Genomic DNA, 18,741 nt, shown 5'->3' with positions numbered 1-18,741 from the left:
CTCATTTGCTCAATTTATCTTTGTTTGTCTATGAAAATCATTTATTATAATAAATGGTATTCTTTTGAAGGGGTGTTGAAGTGAGAGAGGGTTTTCTATCAGTTAAAGAAGAAAAGACAAACGCTAAGATTTTCTTATGGGTAATGCATATTATTTTAATTATATATGAGGTTGCATACGCGATTATATTAGAAGATACAATGCCTTTAGGAAATTGGCATAAAGTGATATGGAAGCTTGCATATATTATGGCTATATTAGGTATTAGTGTTTACTTATTTGAGAGAGGAAAAGCATATTTAGTTAAATATACATATTTATTTGCATACATAATCGCAGAGGTTTTTAACATTGGATGGTATGCTTTTCATAATACAATAGCATTTGATGGAGGGAATGTAATTGAATTTATTTTCATTTTCTTCGTACCGATATTTTTGAGTAAAAGATATTTATTTGTCTTAGCGCCATTTCTTATAGGGAAATATATGATATACCTATTTGTATTTGGAGAACTTAACTTGTTTATACCCCTTGTTATAAATATGGTGTTACTTTTCGTGTCATTTATTATTTTAAATCGATTTTTACAATATCTTTCAGCAGTAAAGAAAAGTATTGCAGAGACAAGTCAGTTACAAAAATTGGCGGTTATCGGAAAAATGGCAGCGACAGTCGGACATGAAATTAAAAACCCACTTGCTTCATTAAAAGGGTTTACGCAATTACAAAAAGAGAAACACGAAAAAGATGCAACATATGGACAAATGATTCTTGAAATAGAAAATATGAATAATATGATTAGTGAGTTGATGGAGGTTGCTACATGTAAACCTTCTGTTTATGAAAAACAAATTGTAAGTGATGTTTTAGTACAAGCAGTAGAAAATATGCGCGGAAAAATGGACGAGTTAAATATAAATTTCACCTTTAATGAAGAGCAAAATAGAAGTGAAATTGAATGTGATAAACGCAAATTAAAAGGAGTATTTTTGTATGTTATAAAAAATGCTTTAGAGGCGATGGAATATGGTGGAACATTAAAAATACAAGTTGAAAATAAAAAAAGAGATTACGTAATAGTAAGTATAGTAGATAGTGGCTTTGGGATAAAAAAGGATAATTTAAGAAGAGTTACGGAGGCTTTTTATACAACAAAGCAAGATAGAATTGGATTAGGTCTTACGGTAGCAGAGCGAGTTATTACAGAGCATCTTGGAGAATTACATATTTCTAGTGAAGTAAAGAAAGGAACGAGAGTAGAAATACTGCTCCCAAAAAAACGTGAGCGCAATGTGACACAAGATTAAGAGGTGTTGTTAAAGGAGTTATCATATGGAAAAAGGCAATATATTTGAAAAAGAAGAGATCAAGGCGTTAAAAATATTTTTAAGTTTATTCTTTTTTATATTTTTTGCGTATGATTTTGCTGAAAAGGCTATTGTCTTTTTATCAGATGAAAATCAAAAACTAGCAGATGTTTTTGATGAAGGATTAGGTCTATGGCTATATAGTTTGATGACTGGATTAATCTTTATCGGACTTTATTTTATGAAACGGAAAAAGCCGTATATTGTGAAGTATGTTATTTTAATTGGCTATAATATATTGGATTTTATTAATAACTTCATTATTTATTACGGAAGTGATGTGGAATTTGATAGCGGTAATATAGTAGAAGGGTTCTTTATTTTATTTGCACCGATATTTGTGAATAAGAGGTACTTTTGGTTAGTTGCCGGAACTATTGTTGGCAAATATGCACTTATGGGATTCGTTGTTCAATCCTTTATCGTCCTTATCCCAATGGCATTATGTAGCGTATTCGCTATTATATGTTGGATTATATTTTTAAGATTACAATCTTACGTTCGTACACTTGAAATGATGGACAAAGAAATACAAAAGGTAGAAAAATTAGCGATGGTTGGAAAAATGGCAACAGTAATTGGCGATAAGATTAGAAGACCGTTAGCAAAATTGAAAAAGCTTGTGAACAAGCAAGCGAAAAAATATCCAGAAGATAAGATTTATAGTGAAATTATGAGACAGGAAGTAGAGCGAATTCATACAATCGCTACAGAACTAAATGGGTTTGAGAAATCTAAATCGATAGAATCCGAAACTCATAATATTAAAGAAATCATCTCTTATGTTATCAGGGTTATGGAAAAGCCAGCTTTAGAACAAGGGATAAAAATGCATGCTATTTATAGTAAAGATATACCTTCAATTACATGTGATGAAAAACGATTGAAACAAGTATTTTTTAATTTAATAAAAAATGGGATTGAAGCAATGTCAGTTGGCGGAACTATTACTGTGAAAGTTATAGTGGAAGATGTAATCATTGTTCAAGTTATAGATGAGGGATGCGGCATTCCAAAAGATAAAATTCCGAAGCTAAATGAAGCTTTTTACACAACGAAAGAAACTGGAACAGGCTTAGGATTAGTAGTTACGGAAAAAATTATTAAAGATCACCACGGTAAATTGAACTTTGAAAGTGAAGTTGGAGTTGGAACGACTGTTGAGATTATGTTGCCGATTTAACGGTGGGATATTTTAAAAAAGGGAAATTACTTTTTTTATAGTGATTTCCCTTTTCGTTGTGGATGGAAGTGCGGAATTTCAATAGAGGGGGGATGTTTGATAATCCTCCTTAAGATAATTCTTACTTTGCTAGTTGTTCTTATTTTTCATAGCAAAATAAGAAGCGGATGTAAAACAAATAAAGTGAAACTTTAATCAGTGGGGTTTTGTCCATCCTCCACCGATTATTAGCCCTCACCAATCGGGCTTTTACGGGCAGGTGATCTCTCACCTAACTTCTTTGCTTCAGCTGAATTTTGAGGTGGGAGTCTTACTGCTCGGCAAACAGCGGGATAAAACTTAGAATCCAGCCAATAGAAGGAGAATAAGGAGGTATATGTTGTAATACCATGCCACTAGAAATAAAAAATCTACCTAATAGATATAAGGAAATGGGATATCGCTGTAGTTTGAACATCAGTGATATAACCTCCTTTACCACATATATTGCAAGTTAGTCTCAATTTTCTGTATATAAGATTTGAGAAAAATGGTGGTACAATATATAAATGATACGAGAAGAGAGGATGTAGATTCACGCATGTACGTTACTGTAACAGAGGCAGCATATAAAAAGATTATGGATACGATTCCGAGTGAAGCGAAATATATAAAATTATTTTACGATAATGAAGGTTGCGGTTGTGTTATGAGCGGGATTATTGATTTAGTAGCTGTTTCAGAGAAAGATGAGCGCGATGTAGATATCGAATCAAGCGTACTAAAATTTATTGCAGACCGCACAAAGCTTGTATTTATGGATGATAAGTTAACAGTTGATTGGCATGAAGTTGGAGGGACTTTTCAGCTGAAGAGCCCAAGCCAGTTTTATAATCCAAATATGAAGTTACATGTTCGAGTGTAACAAAGAAAAGACCGCCCAAAAATATTTTTGAAGCGGTCTTCTTTAATTATATAAGGTGTTACTATTTTCGTTTTTTGTTGATAAATCGATACTCCTTGTTGAATCGCCGATATAATTTTGTTTACTAAATGAGTTACTTAATACAATGAAATGTACATGTGATTGAATTTTCTGTATAATACTCTTTGCGGAGGGGATACGCATGAGAAGATGGGGAATTGAATTATTAATTTTAAGTGTTGTTATTATTTGGGGTATTAACTATACGATTGCAAAATACGGACTTTTAGAATTTACCGCAATTGAGTTTACCGCGCTTCGAATGATGGCTGCGGCACCACTACTGTTATTACTTACGTTCTTTATTGAAAAATCGCTTTACATGGAGCGAAAAGATATACCAAGATTAATCATCGTTAGCACGGTAGGGATTGTGCTGTATCAAACGCTATTTATGGAAACTGTAAAATACACATTTGCTACAAATGCCTCTTTACTCATTTCTATTTCACCAATTTTTACAACTATATTTGCGATTTTCTTGAAACAAGAAAAGTTTTCATCTCGAAAGTTCATTGGTTCTATGATTGCCTTTGCCGGTGCTACATTAGTTTTAGTAGCCGGGCATTCACTCGCTAGTTCTTTTTACGGAAATGGAATTGGACTAATTACATCGATATGTTGGGGGCTTTATCCTGTTTTAGCAGGGCCATTAATTAAAAAATATTCAGCACTTCGTGTTACAGCATGGTCGGCATTAGTTGGAGCGATTCCGCTCTTATTGTTAAGTGGTCCACATGTATTTGTCATGCCATTTCAAATTACACACGGAATGACATTATTTTCCTTACTATATTCTATTTTCTTTGTAACAGTATTCGGCTTAGTGATGTGGTATGTTGGTGTCCAAAAAATTGGGGCATCGCACACGATGGTATATATGTATATTACACCGCTTGTAGCTGTTTTATTTGCGGCTGTATGGGCGAATGAATATGTATCGTTACAACAAATAATCGGTGGAATTATCATTTTCTTCGGTCTATGGTTTGTGAAATCAGAGAGAGTACAAGTACATTCTACTATGCAAGAACCTATATCAAAATAGGAAAACAGATCACCTGTGATCTGCTTTCCTATTTTTTTATTTTTGGTAAGAATATGAGAAATAAGATCGCAGTAATAAGTGGAATTAAGTTTAAAAATGGAATGCGGAAGAGTGTGATAAGAATAATGCCTGGAAGAAGGACACCGAGGACAGCGTAGAAAATACTATGTTTTTTCGTGTACCAATATAATGAAAGTCCAATAAGTGCAGGGACAATGAGGTGAATGAGAGCCATTAAAAAATAAATCATTAGACGCCCCCTTTATTTATGTGCTTATTACATCATATCCGTATGTTCATAGATTGATCTCACTTTTTTCATAATTGGACGGAAAATGTTTTGAAAAACGTCACATTTGTGAGGGATTCTATATTAGAAATCTTGTATAATATTATTTCCTAAAAGCATTTTAACAACATAAACATACCGTTTATGTTGTTTTTAATTTGAATGAAATAAATGTGTAAATGAATTTTTAAGTAGTATGGACTCGTTTTTTATTAATGATGAACTGGACGAGTTATACAGCTTTTGTTGGATAAATAGAAAAAAACATTGAAGAGGAGTACAGCATGATTAATATGTCATTAAGGTCGTTTAAAATTCAATCGTATTATTTACTAGCCATTCTATTACTAGGCTGGATGTTAACACCATTTTCAGCGCATTTTTTAGGTGCGGGAATTGGACTTATTGTAAGTATGTATTGTGTTTGGATTTTAGGAAGGCGTATCGAAAAGCTTGGAGATAGTATCGTAAAGAAGACGAAAGCACCGACGCTTGGTATGTTTAATCGCTTTGCAGCTGCGATTTTGGGTGCTATTATTATGTACGAAATTGAGCATCATATGGTAATGTGGGCATTTGCAGTAGGGATTATGGGTGGTTATTTCTTAATCGTTATTAATTTAGGTTACTATAGTATGAAAGATGAGAAGGAATTAACGAAGAGCTAAAAAGATAAAAAGCTTCTTTTTAGATGGAATAGAGGATCCGGCGGTGGATAGAAGCGGTCAGGGCTTATTTTAGCCCCATGCGGTGTGAGACCAAAAGGATGTAGTGAGTGGGAAAATAGTTTATATGTTCGAAGCCATGATTTGTATGTATGAAAATCTAAGTATATAAATTGGGTTTTGTAGATGGGATGATCTAGCGTTGGATGAAAGCAGTCAGAGCCTTTTTAATCCTATGCTTGTATGAAAAATATAAAGAAAGAAGCTTACGTGCAAACGTAAGCTTCTTTTTTATGTAAGTGTGTGTAACCGTTAAGCCGCATTGGGTTTTGTCGGTGAGTACGCAAAACTTTACGGTTACACGACACTTATTCATATGAGTAAAGGGTTATTTCAACAGAAAGTTTTATAATTAAGCGATTGGACCGCCTAAGTTAATAATATTTTCAGAAACGCTATCGAATTTTTTGAAGTTTTCTTTAAATTCGTTTGCAAGCTCAATTGCTTTCGCTTTGTAAGCATCTTTATCAGCCCAAGTTTGTTCAGGCATTAATACTTCGTCAGGTACACCTGGTACGTGAAGTGGAACTTCAAGACCGAAGATGTCGTGTTTTGCAGTTTCAGCTTTTGCAAGTTCACCGCTTAGTGCTGCTTGAATCATTGCACGAGTGTAACCTAAGTTCATACGCTTACCAACACCGTATTCGCCACCAGTCCAGCCAGTGTTTACTAAGAATACTTTTGCATCATGTTTCTCGATTTTTTCACCAAGCATTTCAGCATAGCGAGATGCATCAAGCGGTAAGAATGGTGAACCGAAGCAAGTAGAGAATGTAGCTTGCGGAGATGTAACACCGCGCTCTGTTCCGGCTAGTTTACTAGTGTAACCGCTTAAGAAGTGGTACATAGCTTGCTCTTTTGATAACTTGCTGATTGGAGGCAATACGCCAGATGCATCAGCAGTTAAGAAAATAATTGTATTTGGATGTCCTGCAACACTTGGCAGTACGATATTGTCAATCGCATGCATAGGGTATGCAGCACGTGTATTTTCTGTTAAAGTAGTATCGTTATAGTCAGCGATGCGTGTTTGACCATCAATGACAACGTTTTCTAAAACGGATCCAAATTTGATTGCATCGAAGATTTGTGGTTCTTTCTCATGAGAAAGGTTTACACATTTTGCATAGCAACCGCCTTCAATATTGAATACACCGTTATCAGACCAACCGTGCTCATCGTCACCGATTAATTTACGGTTTGGATCAGCAGATAATGTTGTTTTGCCTGTTCCAGATAAACCGAAGAATAGTGCTACGTCGCCTTCTTCGCCTACATTTGAAGAGCAGTGCATAGAAAGAATGTCTTGTTCAGGTAGTAAGAAGTTCATAATAGAGAAGATTGATTTTTTCATTTCTCCAGCGTATTCTGTACCACCGATTAGTACGATACGTTGTTCGAATGAAACCATAATGAATGCTTCAGAATTTGTACCGTCAATTGCTGGATCTGCTTTGAAGTTTGGTGCAGAAACAATTGTGAACTCTGATTCGTGAGTTGTTAATTCTTCTTCATTTGGACGAATAAATAATTGATGTACGAACAAATTATGCCATGCATATTCGTTAACAACTTGAATTGGTAGGCGATAGTTGCGATCAGCGCCAGCAAATCCTTTGAAGACGAATAACTCTTCTTTTTCTTTTAAGTATTCTAAAACTTTTGTATATAATTTATTAAAATGTTCTTCAGAGATCGGTTGGTTCACGGCTCCCCAAGCAATTTTGTCAGCAACCGATGCTTCCTTCACAATAAATTTATCTTTAGGAGAACGTCCTGTGTATTTTCCTGTTGAAGCAGAAACGGCACCAGTAGAAGTTAATTTCCCTTCGTTTCGCATTAATACTTTTTCCACTAATTGCGGAACACTTAATTGAATCTGTGCATTGCTTCCGTTCAATAATTCATGTAAACCAATTTGGACATTCACAGTACTCATATTTATATACCATCCTTTTCATTTAATGAAATATTCCTCGTAATCCCCATCAAGAGTATAACACAATTATATAAATAATGTATACTATTTATTTATTTTTGTTTGTGTGAATGTATTATTTCCTTATTAATATTTCATTCTATACGTATTGAGAAAAACTTTTAGGAAAATGTGAATATTAATTGACAAATGAATATCATTTCTTTAGTATAGGTTGGGACGGATACTCTCTTATCCCGAGCTGGCGGAGGGACAGGCCCGATGAAGCCCAGCAACCTCACTTGTAGTGGTAAATACAGGTGAATAGGTGCTAAAACCTGTGCGAGGCTAATGGTCTCGAACGATAAGAGCAAAGGGCAAAAAGCAGTATGCAAGTAGCAAATTAAACCTTTCCTCTATGTTAAGTGGGAAAGGTTTTTCTGTATGCTTGTGTGGGAGAATAAATGTATGTCGCAGTTTGTGGCAAATTAAGGATGAGTTCCGTACAATATATACAATTACTGTAGGGAGGTTTACCACATGACAAAAAAACGTCATCTGTTCACATCTGAGTCTGTAACTGAAGGACATCCAGATAAAATTTGTGACCAAATTTCTGATTCAATTTTAGATGCGATCTTATCAAAGGACGCAAATGCACGTGTGGCTTGTGAAACAACTGTAACAACTGGTTTAGTATTGGTAGCGGGGGAAATTACGACTTCTACTTATGTAGATATTCCGAAAATCGTTCGTGAAACAATTCAAGGCATTGGTTACACACGCGCAAAATACGGATTCGATGCAGAAACTTGTGCAGTTTTAACATCTATCGATGAGCAATCTGCTGACATCGCTATGGGTGTTGACCAAGCGCTAGAAGCACGCGAAGGTCTAATGACTGACGCTGAGATTGAGGCAATTGGTGCAGGAGACCAAGGTTTAATGTTTGGTTTCGCATGTAATGAAACACAAGAATTAATGCCACTTCCAATCTCGCTTGCTCACAAATTAGCTCGCCGTTTAACTGAAGTACGTAAAGATGACACATTATCATACTTACGTCCGGATGGAAAAACGCAAGTTACAGTTGAGTATGATGAAAATGGTAAACCTGTACGTGTGGATACAATTGTAATTTCTACACAGCATCATCCAGATGTTACATGGGAAGAAATCGATCGCGATTTAAAAGAGCATGTAATTAAAGCTGTAGTTCCAGCAGAATTAATGGATGGAGAAACGAAATTCTTCATTAACCCAACTGGCCGCTTCGTAATTGGTGGACCACAAGGTGATGCTGGTTTAACAGGACGTAAAATCATCGTTGATACTTACGGTGGATACGCTCGCCATGGCGGTGGTGCATTCTCTGGTAAAGATGCAACGAAAGTTGACCGTTCTGCAGCATATGCAGCTCGTTATGTTGCGAAAAACATCGTAGCAGCTGGTCTTGCTGACAAAGCAGAAGTACAACTTGCATACGCAATCGGCGTAGCACAACCAGTATCAATTTCAGTTGATACATTTGGCACTGGTAAAGTATCTGAAGACGTACTAGTAGAACTAGTTCGTAACAACTTCGATCTTCGCCCAGCTGGTATTATTAAAATGCTAGACTTACGTCGCCCAATTTACAAACAAACAGCAGCTTACGGCCACTTCGGACGTACTGATGTAGATCTTTCATGGGAACGTACAGACAAAGCTGTAGCTTTAAAAGAGCAAGCTGGTCTATAATATATGAAAAAAAGCTTTGCGCGGTGAGCGCAAAGCTTTTTTTATTTTATTTTACTTATTATTTGAATACATGAATTACAATGCACTTCTCCTTCTAGCTCAATATACTTTTTCATATTAGTCATGCCGCTTGCCGGAAATGGCATATGAATCCACGATTTTTCATATGTTTGTATTTCCTTTTCACATGATTTACAAAGGATTGGTTTCTTACGGAACATAGAAAATCATCCTTTCAGTTGGCGCGCTTTTCCTGCGCAAAAAGCACTGCTCAGTAAAAATAGCGTCGCGAATATAATACTTACTAATGTAGCGTATGGAATTGCTCCTTTTAGAGAAAATCCCACGGTGATTGAAGCTATAAATAAGAGGATGAATGTCGTTGTTAATTTTTTATAAAGTTCCATAATATGTAGACCTCCGATTTATTTTGTAGTGTAAATTTAAAAATTAAATGTATTATGTAGAAAATATAAGGTGAGTTAAAGAGTAGCTAATGATGTGGAGTCTAAGAGTATAAAAAATACACTCTTTTATTTTCCTTTTTGTGGGTGTTCATACTTATATTGTATCATGCTTCATCGTTGGCTTCATACATAATTGTGTAAAGATATGTATGATAAAATAGAGAAAAGTCTTCAAGAAAGGAAAGATGAAAATGAGTGTAACTGAACATAAAAAACAAGCACCAAAAGAAGTACGCTGTAAAATTGTTACGATTTCCGATACACGTACGGAAGAGACAGATAAGAGCGGGCAACTATTACATGAATTGTTAAAAGAAGCAGGTCATACAGTGACCTCTTATGAAATTGTAAAAGATGATAAAGAAAGTATTCAGCAAGCAGTGTTAGCTGGTTATCATAGGGAAGATGTAGATGTCGTACTAACTAATGGCGGAACTGGTATTACGAAACGTGATGTAACGATTGAGGCAGTGTCAGTGTTATTAGATAAAGAAATTGTTGGATTTGGTGAGTTATTCCGCATGATAAGTTACCTAGAAGATATCGGAAGTAGTGCGATGTTAAGTAGAGCAATCGGCGGTACGATTGGGCGCAAAGTAGTCTTCTCAATGCCGGGATCTAGCGGAGCAGTTCGTCTTGCGATGAATAAGTTGATTTTACCGGAGTTAGGTCATATTACATTTGAGCTGCATCGCCAATGAGTAAATTTGTTGGAATTGTATTAGCAGGTGGTATGTCGAGTAGATTCGGTGAACCGAAAGCGCTAGCGAGTTGGGGTGGGAGTACTTTTGTTGAGCATATTTTGAAAGTGATGACAAGTACGCTTCAAGAAGTTGTAGTCATTAGTCATTTTGATATAAAAGAGCGAGTGGAGCAACTAGTACAAGTTCCTGTTATAGAAGATATTCCGCACTATAAAGGAAACGGACCACTTGCTGGAATTGTATCAGGAATGGAATATATCGAAGCGGATTGGTACGCTATTATGCCTTGCGATGCACCAAACGTTTCACAAGAGTGGTTTACTATTTTATTAGAACAAACGAGTGATGAGTATGATGCGGTTGTACCTATTATTAATGGAAGAAAACAACCGTTACTTGCGGCGTATCATAACCGTGTGAAAGAGAAGATTTACACTTTACTTCAGGAAGAGCGAAGAAGCATGGGGCAGCTTTTATCACAATGTAATGTGAAATATGTTGCCGGAGAAGATGTACAAGCAAATGCAGAATGGTTTATAAATGTGAATACGAAAGAAGAATATGCGCAGGTTCAAAAAAACCTTTCAAATGAATGAAAGGTTTTTTGATATACAGAAATTGGGGAACAATTACTGTATAAAGGTATGTGAGTAAGTTGATTTTAAGGGGAATTTCTTAAAATCATCATACAGTAAAAATACTATATAACCATATTTTGATTTTTATGGGTTTTTATTACAAATATATTTAGTTATGTATCTTTTTGATATAATGAATATAGAAATAAAGCGATATTTCACCTTATGTATCATTTAGTAAACTAAAATTTACAATTGTGTAATAAACTCTCTTCACGTTGTAAATAGCCAGTAAAGGTCACGTTTGGTTGCGGAGCAGCTCCATACAAACAATTATGAAAGTGATTCATATACATCTTTAGTTCTATACGATAGACATAGAATATATTTACAAATATAACATTTGATGGGTAGCGGAATGGAGAGGCCTGTTTTATACTAATATTGTGTCACCCCTTCTAAGGGACAGTGCACAACCGGTTATTGGCTAATGGGAACATTCTCATTTTGCCAGTGCCGGTTTTTTAGTAGATAATGATGATAATAAAGTGAAACTATAATCAGTTGGGGTTTTGTTCACTCCCTACTGATTATTAGCCTTCACCAATCGGGCGTTTACGGGCAGCAGGGCTCCCACCTGACTTTTGAGGTGGGAGTCTTACTGCCCGTAAATAGCGGGATAAATTTTTTGAGGGAGGGATTGTTTTGAAAAAGATAGATTTTACTTCTATGAGAGAGCGAGTAGCTAGTTTTTATATTTATTCTATCTCTTTTCTTGGTTTAATTGCTTTTATCGTTTCTTTATTTTTAAGTAAAATGCCTTCTCATCTTATACTGCTTTTGTTGTTAATTATGTTTATGGGAATTACTGAGTATTTTCCTATCCGCATTTGGAGAGGCGGGATCACACTCAGCCTTACACTTATTTATACAATGAATTGGCAGTTTGGAATACATATAACTGTTGTTTCGTGTGTGTGTGTGATGTTATGTATCCAATTGTTTCGCCGCTTATCTATGCAAAGGACAGTATTTAATTGTGCGCAACTTGCTCTTAGTATCGTATTAGCAGAATGGCTTTCCAGTGAATGTTTCTCTCTTTTTATTTCTGGAATGAATCTTTCAGTTTTATATGAAAAATTCATAATTTTGTTTTTATTCAGCGCATTCCTTTGCCTTTTTAACGGTTTATTTTACGATCTTTTAATCATACTTCTTCCTCAGCCCTATCCGCTAGAAGAGTGGCGTAAAAAGAATATGTTAGTACTCTTGAGTTTGAGTTTTTGTTTATTTTATTCTTCACTTATACATATTTTAGATTACCGATATCGCGGAGTGATGGATGAAATTATGGTTCTGTTCTTCTTTTTCCCGCTTGTGGCAATCTGTATCATTAGCTCTTTCGTTAGACAAATACGGGTGGAAAAAGAACGATTATATAAGCTTTTTTCCATTACGACGGAATTAAGTCGTGGACTATCTGCCGGCAACTTACAGCAGATGAAACAATCACTGAAAGGATTTCTAGGAATACAGGCATATGTTTTATGGGCGAAAGATGAAGAGAACTGGACACTTTTATTAAAGGATGGAAAAGTACGTCGTGATATTTCTAATTATTCTGACCTGTATAAGGAGTTTGAAGAGATATTAGAAACTGTTGTTGTTACTGATTGGAAAACAGGTATGGCTCCGGGAGATGAAGTGTTTGAAAATACTATGCGCTCTCTTGTATATTTACCTCTTAAGGTAAATCATGAATTAGTTGGAATGTTTGTGGCAGGGAAAAGCAGGAGTGCGAGTTTTATTACTGAAGATGTACAAACTTTAGCTACGTTTGCTAATCAGTTAGGTAGCTTGCTTAAAACGCGGACACTCATCTCTGAACAGGAAAAAAGAACGATTTTAGAAGAACGAAATCGAATTGCTCGTGAAATCCACGATGGAATCGCACAAGCATTGGCCGGAGTGATATTTCAGATGGAGTCGGCTCAGAAGAAATATGCAGATCGACCAAAGGACATGCAGCAAGTGGTAGATACAAGCATAAAAAAATTACGGAAGAGTTTAAGTGAAGTTCGTTATTCTATTTATGCTTTAAAGCCATATCCAACACAAAGATTAGGACTAAAGCAAGCAATTATAAATAAAGTTCAATCCTTAAAACAAGAATATGGTCTAGCCATTACATATCATGAAAGAGGCCGTTCTCGAAAACTTAGTTTTACGAAAGAACGAGTTATCTTCGATACTTTGCAGGAGAGCTTGCAGAACATTATAAAGCATGCAAAGGCAGATAAAGTTGACATTTTATTAAGCTATCAACGGGAACATGTACTTTTAAAGGTAAAGGATAACGGAATTGGCTTTTCTCTTTTTGAATCCATGATTAAAGCAAAGCATGAGCCGCACTATGGTATATTACATATGAATGAACAGGCTGAACAGCTGGGGGCTGCCCTTCAAATTGATAGTTCAGCAGGAAAAGGTACAGAAATCACATTGTTAATTCCAGATTCAGAAATGGGGGAGGAGTATCATGATTCGAATATTAGTAGTGGATGATCATACTGTTTTGCGTGATGGAATTCGAAGTATATTGGAACTCGAATCTGATATGCGAGTAGTTGGAGAAGCTGTTTCCGGGGATGAAGTAGTAAAAAAAGTGGAAGAGTGTAGGCCTGATTGTATCTTAATGGATATTAATTTACCAGGAAAAAATGGTATTGAGGCTACATCACTCGTGAAAGATCAGTATCCGAACTGCCGTGTTCTCGTATTGACTATGTATGAACATGATGAATACTTGATGGCTGCTCTTCGGGCAGGTGCAGACGGTTATTTACTGAAGGATTCATCATCCGAGCAGGTAGTGGCGGCAATTCGAATGGTATTACAAGGAGATTCTGTGATTCATCCGCGTATGACTAAAAAATTGATTACATATCATCAGCAAACGAAATCAGAATCAAATGAAAATGAACTAACAGAGCGTGAAAAAGAAATACTATTTGAATTGGTTAAAGGTCTTAGCAATAAGGAAATTGCTGAAGCTCTATATATCAGTGACAAGACAGTTAAAATCCATGTTAATAAGATTTTCAGAAAACTAAATGTGAAAAGCCGTTCACAGGCAGTCATATATGCCGTGCGAAATCAGCTTGTTCCATTTTCTTAAATAAAAATCATTTAAAAGAACTACCCCGCACTTTATTATTTTACTCAAAATAATAAAGTGCGGGGTAGTTCTTTTGTACTATACGGTATAGAACTAATAACTAAAAAAATATTACTTTTTGATAATTTTCAGAAAAGTTTTAATTTTATAAGATAAGAAAGTAGAGTTGTAGCCTAATAGCTTCGGAAATTTATGTTATGCAATAACTACAGATACAAATAAATTTAGATGGGGGAACTTGTATGAAGAGAGGGAAATTTGGGAGGGTTCTTACAGGAACGTTAGTTGCTGGTATGCTATTGTCACAAGGTATTCCGTATAATGTATTGGCAGAAAGCGCGGTTGAACTGAAGCCAGTTGATAATGCGGAACAGGTACTAATGAATCTGTCTTCAGAACAAAGAAAGGCTTTAGAGCAATTGGATGTAAGTCCTAATTTTACGATTTCACCTGATATTGATTCTAATAGTCCTGAATTAGTTAACGTTATCGTGGAATTCAATCAGGCTCCGGCGAAAATCGAAGTGATGAAACAAGCAGCGAAAGGGAAGAAAATAGCTGCTACTACTGCCCAAGCAAAAGTGGATGAAGAGCATAAAGTGTTCAAACAACATGTTGAATCTTTAAAATCGAAGAAGGATGCTAGCACGTACGATACGAAAAAAGTGGAAATCACACGTGAATATAAAAATGCGATCAACGGTGTAGCCATGACTTTACCTGGTGTGGCTGTGCAGGAGTTAATCCAATCTGGAGTAGTAAAACGTGTCTATAAAGATTACGAGGTAAAAGTGGAACCTCCGGTAGAAACGAAAGAAACAATCGATCCGAAAATGGCAGACAGCATCCCGCAAATTGGCGTGGACAAGCTTCATGCAGAAAATATTATGGGTAAAGGAATTAAAGTTGGCGTTCTTGATACAGGTGTTGACTACAATCATCCTGACTTAAAAGATGCCTATAAAGGCGGATATGATTTTGTAGATAACGATGCAGATCCGATGGAAACGACGTACGAGGATTGGATAAAAGCTGGTAAGCCAGAATATCCAGGCTTAGTGTACTATACAAACCATGGTACACATGTAGCGGGAACAATTGCAGCTCAAAAGAAAAATAATGCGGATTATGCTGTGAAAGGTGTGGCACCTGAAGTTGACCTATATGCTTACAGAGTATTAGGCCCTTGGGGTGGAGGGAATTCTGCGGGGATTCTTGCTGGAATCGATAAAGCGATTACAGATGGTATGGATGTCATCAACATGTCGCTTGGTGCGCAGACGAATGATCCGTTATATGCCACTTCTGTTGCAGTAAATAACGCCATGCTTTCAGGTGTGGTGACAGTTGTTGCCGCAGGTAACGCTGGACCAAACGAAAAAACGCTCGGGTCCCCGGGAACGGCAGCTCTTGGTATTTCAGTAGGGGCAAGTGATGCTGCTATGTCTATTCCTACATTCAGCGCAAGTGTATCTAACGAAAAATTCGAAAATATGCAGCTATTAGGGAAAGATTTTCCTGATAAATTAGAAGATTTCGGGGGACAATCGTTACCGATTGTATTTGTAGGACTTGGTAAGCAAGCTGATTTTACGGGGAAAGATCTTAACGGAAAAATTGCGTTAATCCAGCGCGGAGAAATTACGTTTGATGAAAAAATTAAAAATGCAAAAAATGCTGGAGCAAAAGCGGTTATCGTATATAACAATGTCGACGGACAAATATCTGCCTACTTAGGTGAGGGGGTAGATCTTATTCCATCTTTCCGTCTGTCAAAAGCGGATGGAGAACGATTAAAGGCGTTAGGTGAAGTATCTTTCAAATTCGAAACGCTGAGCAATACAAAAACGGAAGGTGATCACTTAGCTGATTTCAGCTCCCGTGGGCCGGTAAATGGGAATTATGACATTAAACCAGATGTAGTCGCTCCTGGTGTGTCGGTTTTCTCTACTGCACCGGAATACATTAACGATCCGCAGGACGGCATAAATTACGGCAATGCATATGTACGCTTGTCTGGTACTTCTATGGCGAGCCCTCACGTAGCGGGTACAGCGGCATTGATTTTGCAACAGCATCCGAATTATACACCTTTCGATGTAAAAGCGGCTCTTATGAATACATCCGATGATTTGAATGGCCAGAATTCCGTATACGAAGTAGGCGCAGGGCGCATCGATGCGTATCAAGCTGTTCATACGGACACATCTATCAAAGTATTGGACAAAACAAAAAATATCGAGAACGGAAATGTTGTTGAAATTGACGAACAAACAGGCTCTATTATGTTTGGCAGACTTTTTAAGCAAGATGATAAACCAATTGAGACAAGCAAAAAAGTAAATATCCAAAACAACGGCAAGGAAGAAAAATCATTTAAAGTAGAAGTAGAGTATCACGGCGAACGTACAGGCATTCAAGATGCAGTGAAGAACGGAATACAAGTTGAGGTACCGGCATCTCTTACAGTGGCAAGCGGACAATCACAAGAGTTGCAGCCGAAAATTACGATTCCTGCTAGCGCAGCGAAAGGCAGATACGAAGGATATATTCATGTAACGAATACGAACAATCCGTCCGAAACGTATCAAATTCCATTCGCTGTCATGGTGACGGAAAAAGGATTTGAATATATAAAAACGAGTGCACCATCTGTAACAAATAATACACCTTTCTGGGATCTTTTAAACACTACGGTCCACGGAATAATGAAGTTGAATAGTCCGATGCAAACAATCGATGTGCTTGTTAAGGACAGTAAAACAGGGAAAGCTGTAGGTTTTGTAGGAACAGCGAACACTAGTAAGTTGCACACGGACAAAGAAACTTTTCTTGTAGGAGCATTCAACGGCATTGTCTATCCATTTACAAATGATCCTTCCAAGCCGATTAGCGATATTCCTGTGAAGCTTCCAGAAGGCGATTATATACTGGAAACGATTGGACATGATGAGGAAGGGAAATCATATGTTGCACATAATCCGCTTATTTTGGACAATACAGCACCGGAAGTGAACATGGATAAAAAACCGGGTGTGATTGAAGTGAATGACTCCATGTTTACGGAAGAAGATGGAAAGAAAGCAGTATGGCTGCATGGAATAGTTAAAGATGAGACAGTAGATGTATTGAAGTCCAAAGGCTTAAACTATGACCAATCATCTAACATCATGGAGTACTATGCAAACTCTGGAATGGTAGGTGGAAGCTTCCCAATCCAAGCAAATGGAGATGTGAAATTCGGTATTGAGGCAAATGATATTGCAAAAAAACCTCTAAATTTGACTTTGAATACGTTTGATATTGCAACGACATTTAATAAGCAAAGCTATGTCTTCGTAAAAGAAGGTACAGAGTATACGACTTCTAGTTATGATAAGAAAGACGTAAAAGTCGGCGATACAGTTACGATGACACTTAGTCTCAATAATGTGAAGCAGTTTGTATCTGGGGAATTCCAGGTGGAATTCATGAACGATTTATATAAGTTTGAGAATGTGAAACTGAACAATGCGGCAAACGAGTACGCGAAGGAAAAAGGCTTGGAAGTATCGCTGCAAGAACCTGTGGTGAAAGAAGGAACTAACACCAATACGGTGAAAGTCGGCGCATCTATGAAAGGGAATGCATTTAGCGGTATGGACGGCGATATGCCTTTCCTTGATGTAACGCTCAAATTAGTAAGTGATGCATATTACAATAATGCTACCAAATTTAATGTACAACAGGCGTCTTATATGAAAGCGGGACAAACAGCACCTACTGCCATTTCTTATTTAAATACGGAAAGCTTTAACATCATTCCGACGCATTCGAGAGTGCTGGGTCCTATCAAGCCGGAAGCATTTTTGACAGCAAGCGGTTCTTTGAAAGCAGGAGATTATACAAAAATAGGTGCCCAAGTATATGTGCTGTCCCCAAAAGGTAAAAAATATAAGGGAACAATTGATAGTAAAGGGGCATATACGATTAATGGTATCCCAGCTTCTACTGAAGCACACACAGTTGTTGTCGATGTTCCGGGACATCTGAAAGTGATGAATAAATTCATTCCTGGATATTCTGTAAACGGTGAGGTGCGCGGGCAATATTTTAGATTAGGCGCTAAAGGTCTTGCAGGAGATGTGAATGGTGACAGATTGATTGATATTCGAGATATGCAAAGTGTAGTCGATGTATACGGTAAAAAGGATGCATCCATCTTGCCGCAAGATCTCAATCAAGACGGTGTCGTAGATGAGACAGATGTCCGCTTCATTGAGAAAAACTTCTTGCAAAAAGAAGTCGATGTTCCAGAAGTGGTTAAGCCGAAAGAAACAATCGGTAAAAAAGGTCTGGCAGACTTCCTGCGCCAGATTGGTTTAGAGCCGAAATCAAAGTAATACAGTGAAATTTATATTAGTGGGGGATTTTCTTCATCCCACCACTAATGATTTCTCACTTAATCTAATGATAGATTTTATCTACTATATTTTTATACAAAGTAAGATCAATAGCTTTAAAGGTTACTTCTTTTGTTTGATTTTCAGAATGGCATCTTAGTTTACTAGTTTCACGGATTGTTTGTAAAACAATTA

Annotated in this window: 15 protein-coding genes and 1 riboswitch; of the genes, 11 read left to right on the top strand and 4 right to left on the bottom strand. The window is 36.7% G+C overall.

From position 1 onward, the window contains the following. Positions 1 to 80 precede the first annotated feature (80 nt). From QUF93_RS25245 to QUF93_RS25230, 4 genes are all read left to right on the top strand, one after another. Positions 81 to 1,310, top strand: a complete 1,230-nt coding sequence (locus tag QUF93_RS25245; protein ID WP_289360561.1) for an ATP-binding protein — start codon at positions 81 to 83, stop codon at positions 1,308 to 1,310. A 25-nt stretch (positions 1,311 to 1,335) separates the two neighbouring features. Next, entirely contained in the window at positions 1,336 to 2,553 is a 1,218-nt protein-coding gene (locus tag QUF93_RS25240; RefSeq protein ID WP_289375856.1) for an ATP-binding protein, read from the top strand. A gap of 580 nt (positions 2,554 to 3,133) precedes the next feature. Next, complete coding sequence (locus tag QUF93_RS25235; RefSeq protein ID WP_002123255.1) at positions 3,134 to 3,457, top strand: iron-sulfur cluster biosynthesis family protein; 324 nt, start codon at positions 3,134 to 3,136, stop codon at positions 3,455 to 3,457. A gap of 202 nt (positions 3,458 to 3,659) precedes the next feature. Next, positions 3,660 to 4,565 carry a DMT family transporter gene (locus QUF93_RS25230; protein WP_289360559.1) on the top strand — a complete coding sequence of 302 codons (906 nt, stop codon included), beginning with the start codon at positions 3,660 to 3,662 and terminating at the stop codon, positions 4,563 to 4,565. Between the two features lie 28 nt (positions 4,566 to 4,593). On the opposite strand, the gene QUF93_RS25225 is transcribed toward QUF93_RS25230, so the two are convergent. After that, positions 4,594 to 4,815 (bottom strand): hypothetical protein, encoded by a 222-nt coding sequence (locus tag QUF93_RS25225; protein WP_002123250.1) that lies wholly within the window; start codon positions 4,813 to 4,815, stop codon positions 4,594 to 4,596. 323 nt (positions 4,816 to 5,138) lie between these two features. Here QUF93_RS25225 and QUF93_RS25220 point away from each other — a divergent pair, with 323 nt between their 5' ends. Continuing rightward, positions 5,139 to 5,522 (top strand): ATP synthase subunit I, encoded by a 384-nt coding sequence (locus QUF93_RS25220; RefSeq protein ID WP_002123249.1) that lies wholly within the window; start codon positions 5,139 to 5,141, stop codon positions 5,520 to 5,522. Positions 5,523 to 5,931: 409 nt separating this feature from the next. On the opposite strand, the gene pckA is transcribed toward QUF93_RS25220, so the two are convergent. Further along, positions 5,932 to 7,518, bottom strand: coding sequence for a phosphoenolpyruvate carboxykinase (ATP) (gene pckA, locus QUF93_RS25215; protein ID WP_144505805.1), 1,587 nt, complete (start codon positions 7,516 to 7,518; stop codon positions 5,932 to 5,934). 228 nt (positions 7,519 to 7,746) lie between these two features. Next, positions 7,747 to 7,868: riboswitch (SAM riboswitch) on the top strand. A gap of 169 nt (positions 7,869 to 8,037) precedes the next feature. Between pckA and metK the strand changes: the two genes are divergently transcribed. Next, positions 8,038 to 9,237 (top strand): methionine adenosyltransferase, encoded by a 1,200-nt coding sequence (gene metK / locus QUF93_RS25210; protein ID WP_000163112.1) that lies wholly within the window; start codon positions 8,038 to 8,040, stop codon positions 9,235 to 9,237. 41 nt (positions 9,238 to 9,278) lie between these two features. On the opposite strand, the gene QUF93_RS25205 is transcribed toward metK, so the two are convergent. Together QUF93_RS25205 and QUF93_RS25200 are read right to left on the bottom strand one after the other, a co-directional pair. After that, the gene (locus QUF93_RS25205; protein ID WP_289360558.1) at positions 9,279 to 9,458 is read right to left on the bottom strand and encodes a hypothetical protein; all 180 of its coding nucleotides are present in this window, start codon (positions 9,456 to 9,458) and stop codon (positions 9,279 to 9,281) included. 6 nt (positions 9,459 to 9,464) lie between these two features. Further along, positions 9,465 to 9,644, bottom strand: a complete 180-nt coding sequence (locus QUF93_RS25200) for a hypothetical protein (protein WP_002123244.1) — start codon at positions 9,642 to 9,644, stop codon at positions 9,465 to 9,467. Positions 9,645 to 9,895: 251 nt separating this feature from the next. On the opposite strand from QUF93_RS25200, the gene QUF93_RS25195 reads away from it, so the two are divergent. The 5 genes from QUF93_RS25195 to QUF93_RS25175 all read left to right on the top strand — a co-directional run bounded on the left by QUF93_RS25195 (position 9,896) and on the right by QUF93_RS25175 (position 18,546). Continuing rightward, a complete protein-coding gene (locus QUF93_RS25195; RefSeq protein ID WP_000117136.1) occupies positions 9,896 to 10,405 on the top strand; it encodes a MogA/MoaB family molybdenum cofactor biosynthesis protein in 510 nt (169 codons plus the stop codon). Continuing rightward, entirely contained in the window at positions 10,402 to 11,004 is a 603-nt protein-coding gene (locus tag QUF93_RS25190; RefSeq protein ID WP_289360557.1) for a molybdenum cofactor guanylyltransferase, read from the top strand. Before QUF93_RS25195 ends, QUF93_RS25190 begins: the two co-directional genes overlap by 4 nt. 687 nt (positions 11,005 to 11,691) lie before the next feature. Further along, on the top strand, positions 11,692 to 13,551 hold the full coding sequence (locus tag QUF93_RS25185; RefSeq protein WP_289360556.1) for a GAF domain-containing sensor histidine kinase: 1,860 nt from the start codon (positions 11,692 to 11,694) through the stop codon (positions 13,549 to 13,551). Beyond that, on the top strand, positions 13,526 to 14,164 hold the full coding sequence (locus tag QUF93_RS25180; protein WP_071771107.1) for a response regulator: 639 nt from the start codon (positions 13,526 to 13,528) through the stop codon (positions 14,162 to 14,164). Before QUF93_RS25185 ends, QUF93_RS25180 begins: the two co-directional genes overlap by 26 nt. Before the next feature lie 242 nt (positions 14,165 to 14,406). After that, positions 14,407 to 18,546, top strand: a complete 4,140-nt coding sequence (locus QUF93_RS25175) for a S8 family serine peptidase (RefSeq protein ID WP_289375855.1) — start codon at positions 14,407 to 14,409, stop codon at positions 18,544 to 18,546. The last annotated feature ends 195 nt before the right edge of the window (positions 18,547 to 18,741 follow it).

It is taken from the genome of Bacillus hominis, from assembly GCF_030348325.1.
Classification (GTDB): domain Bacteria; phylum Bacillota; class Bacilli; order Bacillales; family Bacillaceae_G; genus Bacillus_A; species Bacillus_A hominis.
This window is presented reverse-complemented; position numbering and strand designations above follow the sequence as displayed.

Coding starts and splice junctions, on each gene's coding strand:
- QUF93_RS25240 (WP_289375856.1), top strand. CDS start 1,336: ATGGAAAAAGGCAATATATTTGAAAAAGAAGAGATCAAGGCGTTAAAA.
- QUF93_RS25235 (WP_002123255.1), top strand. CDS start 3,134: ATGTACGTTACTGTAACAGAGGCAGCATATAAAAAGATTATGGATACG.
- QUF93_RS25230 (WP_289360559.1), top strand. CDS start 3,660: ATGAGAAGATGGGGAATTGAATTATTAATTTTAAGTGTTGTTATTATT.
- QUF93_RS25225 (WP_002123250.1), bottom strand. CDS start 4,815: ATGATTTATTTTTTAATGGCTCTCATTCACCTCATTGTCCCTGCACTT.
- QUF93_RS25220 (WP_002123249.1), top strand. CDS start 5,139: ATGATTAATATGTCATTAAGGTCGTTTAAAATTCAATCGTATTATTTA.
- pckA (WP_144505805.1), bottom strand. CDS start 7,518: ATGAGTACTGTGAATGTCCAAATTGGTTTACATGAATTATTGAACGGA.
- metK (WP_000163112.1), top strand. CDS start 8,038: ATGACAAAAAAACGTCATCTGTTCACATCTGAGTCTGTAACTGAAGGA.
- QUF93_RS25205 (WP_289360558.1), bottom strand. CDS start 9,458: ATGTTCCGTAAGAAACCAATCCTTTGTAAATCATGTGAAAAGGAAATA.
- QUF93_RS25200 (WP_002123244.1), bottom strand. CDS start 9,644: ATGGAACTTTATAAAAAATTAACAACGACATTCATCCTCTTATTTATA.
- QUF93_RS25195 (WP_000117136.1), top strand. CDS start 9,896: ATGAGTGTAACTGAACATAAAAAACAAGCACCAAAAGAAGTACGCTGT.
- QUF93_RS25190 (WP_289360557.1), top strand. CDS start 10,402: ATGAGTAAATTTGTTGGAATTGTATTAGCAGGTGGTATGTCGAGTAGA.
- QUF93_RS25180 (WP_071771107.1), top strand. CDS start 13,526: ATGATTCGAATATTAGTAGTGGATGATCATACTGTTTTGCGTGATGGA.
- QUF93_RS25175 (WP_289375855.1), top strand. CDS start 14,407: ATGAAGAGAGGGAAATTTGGGAGGGTTCTTACAGGAACGTTAGTTGCT.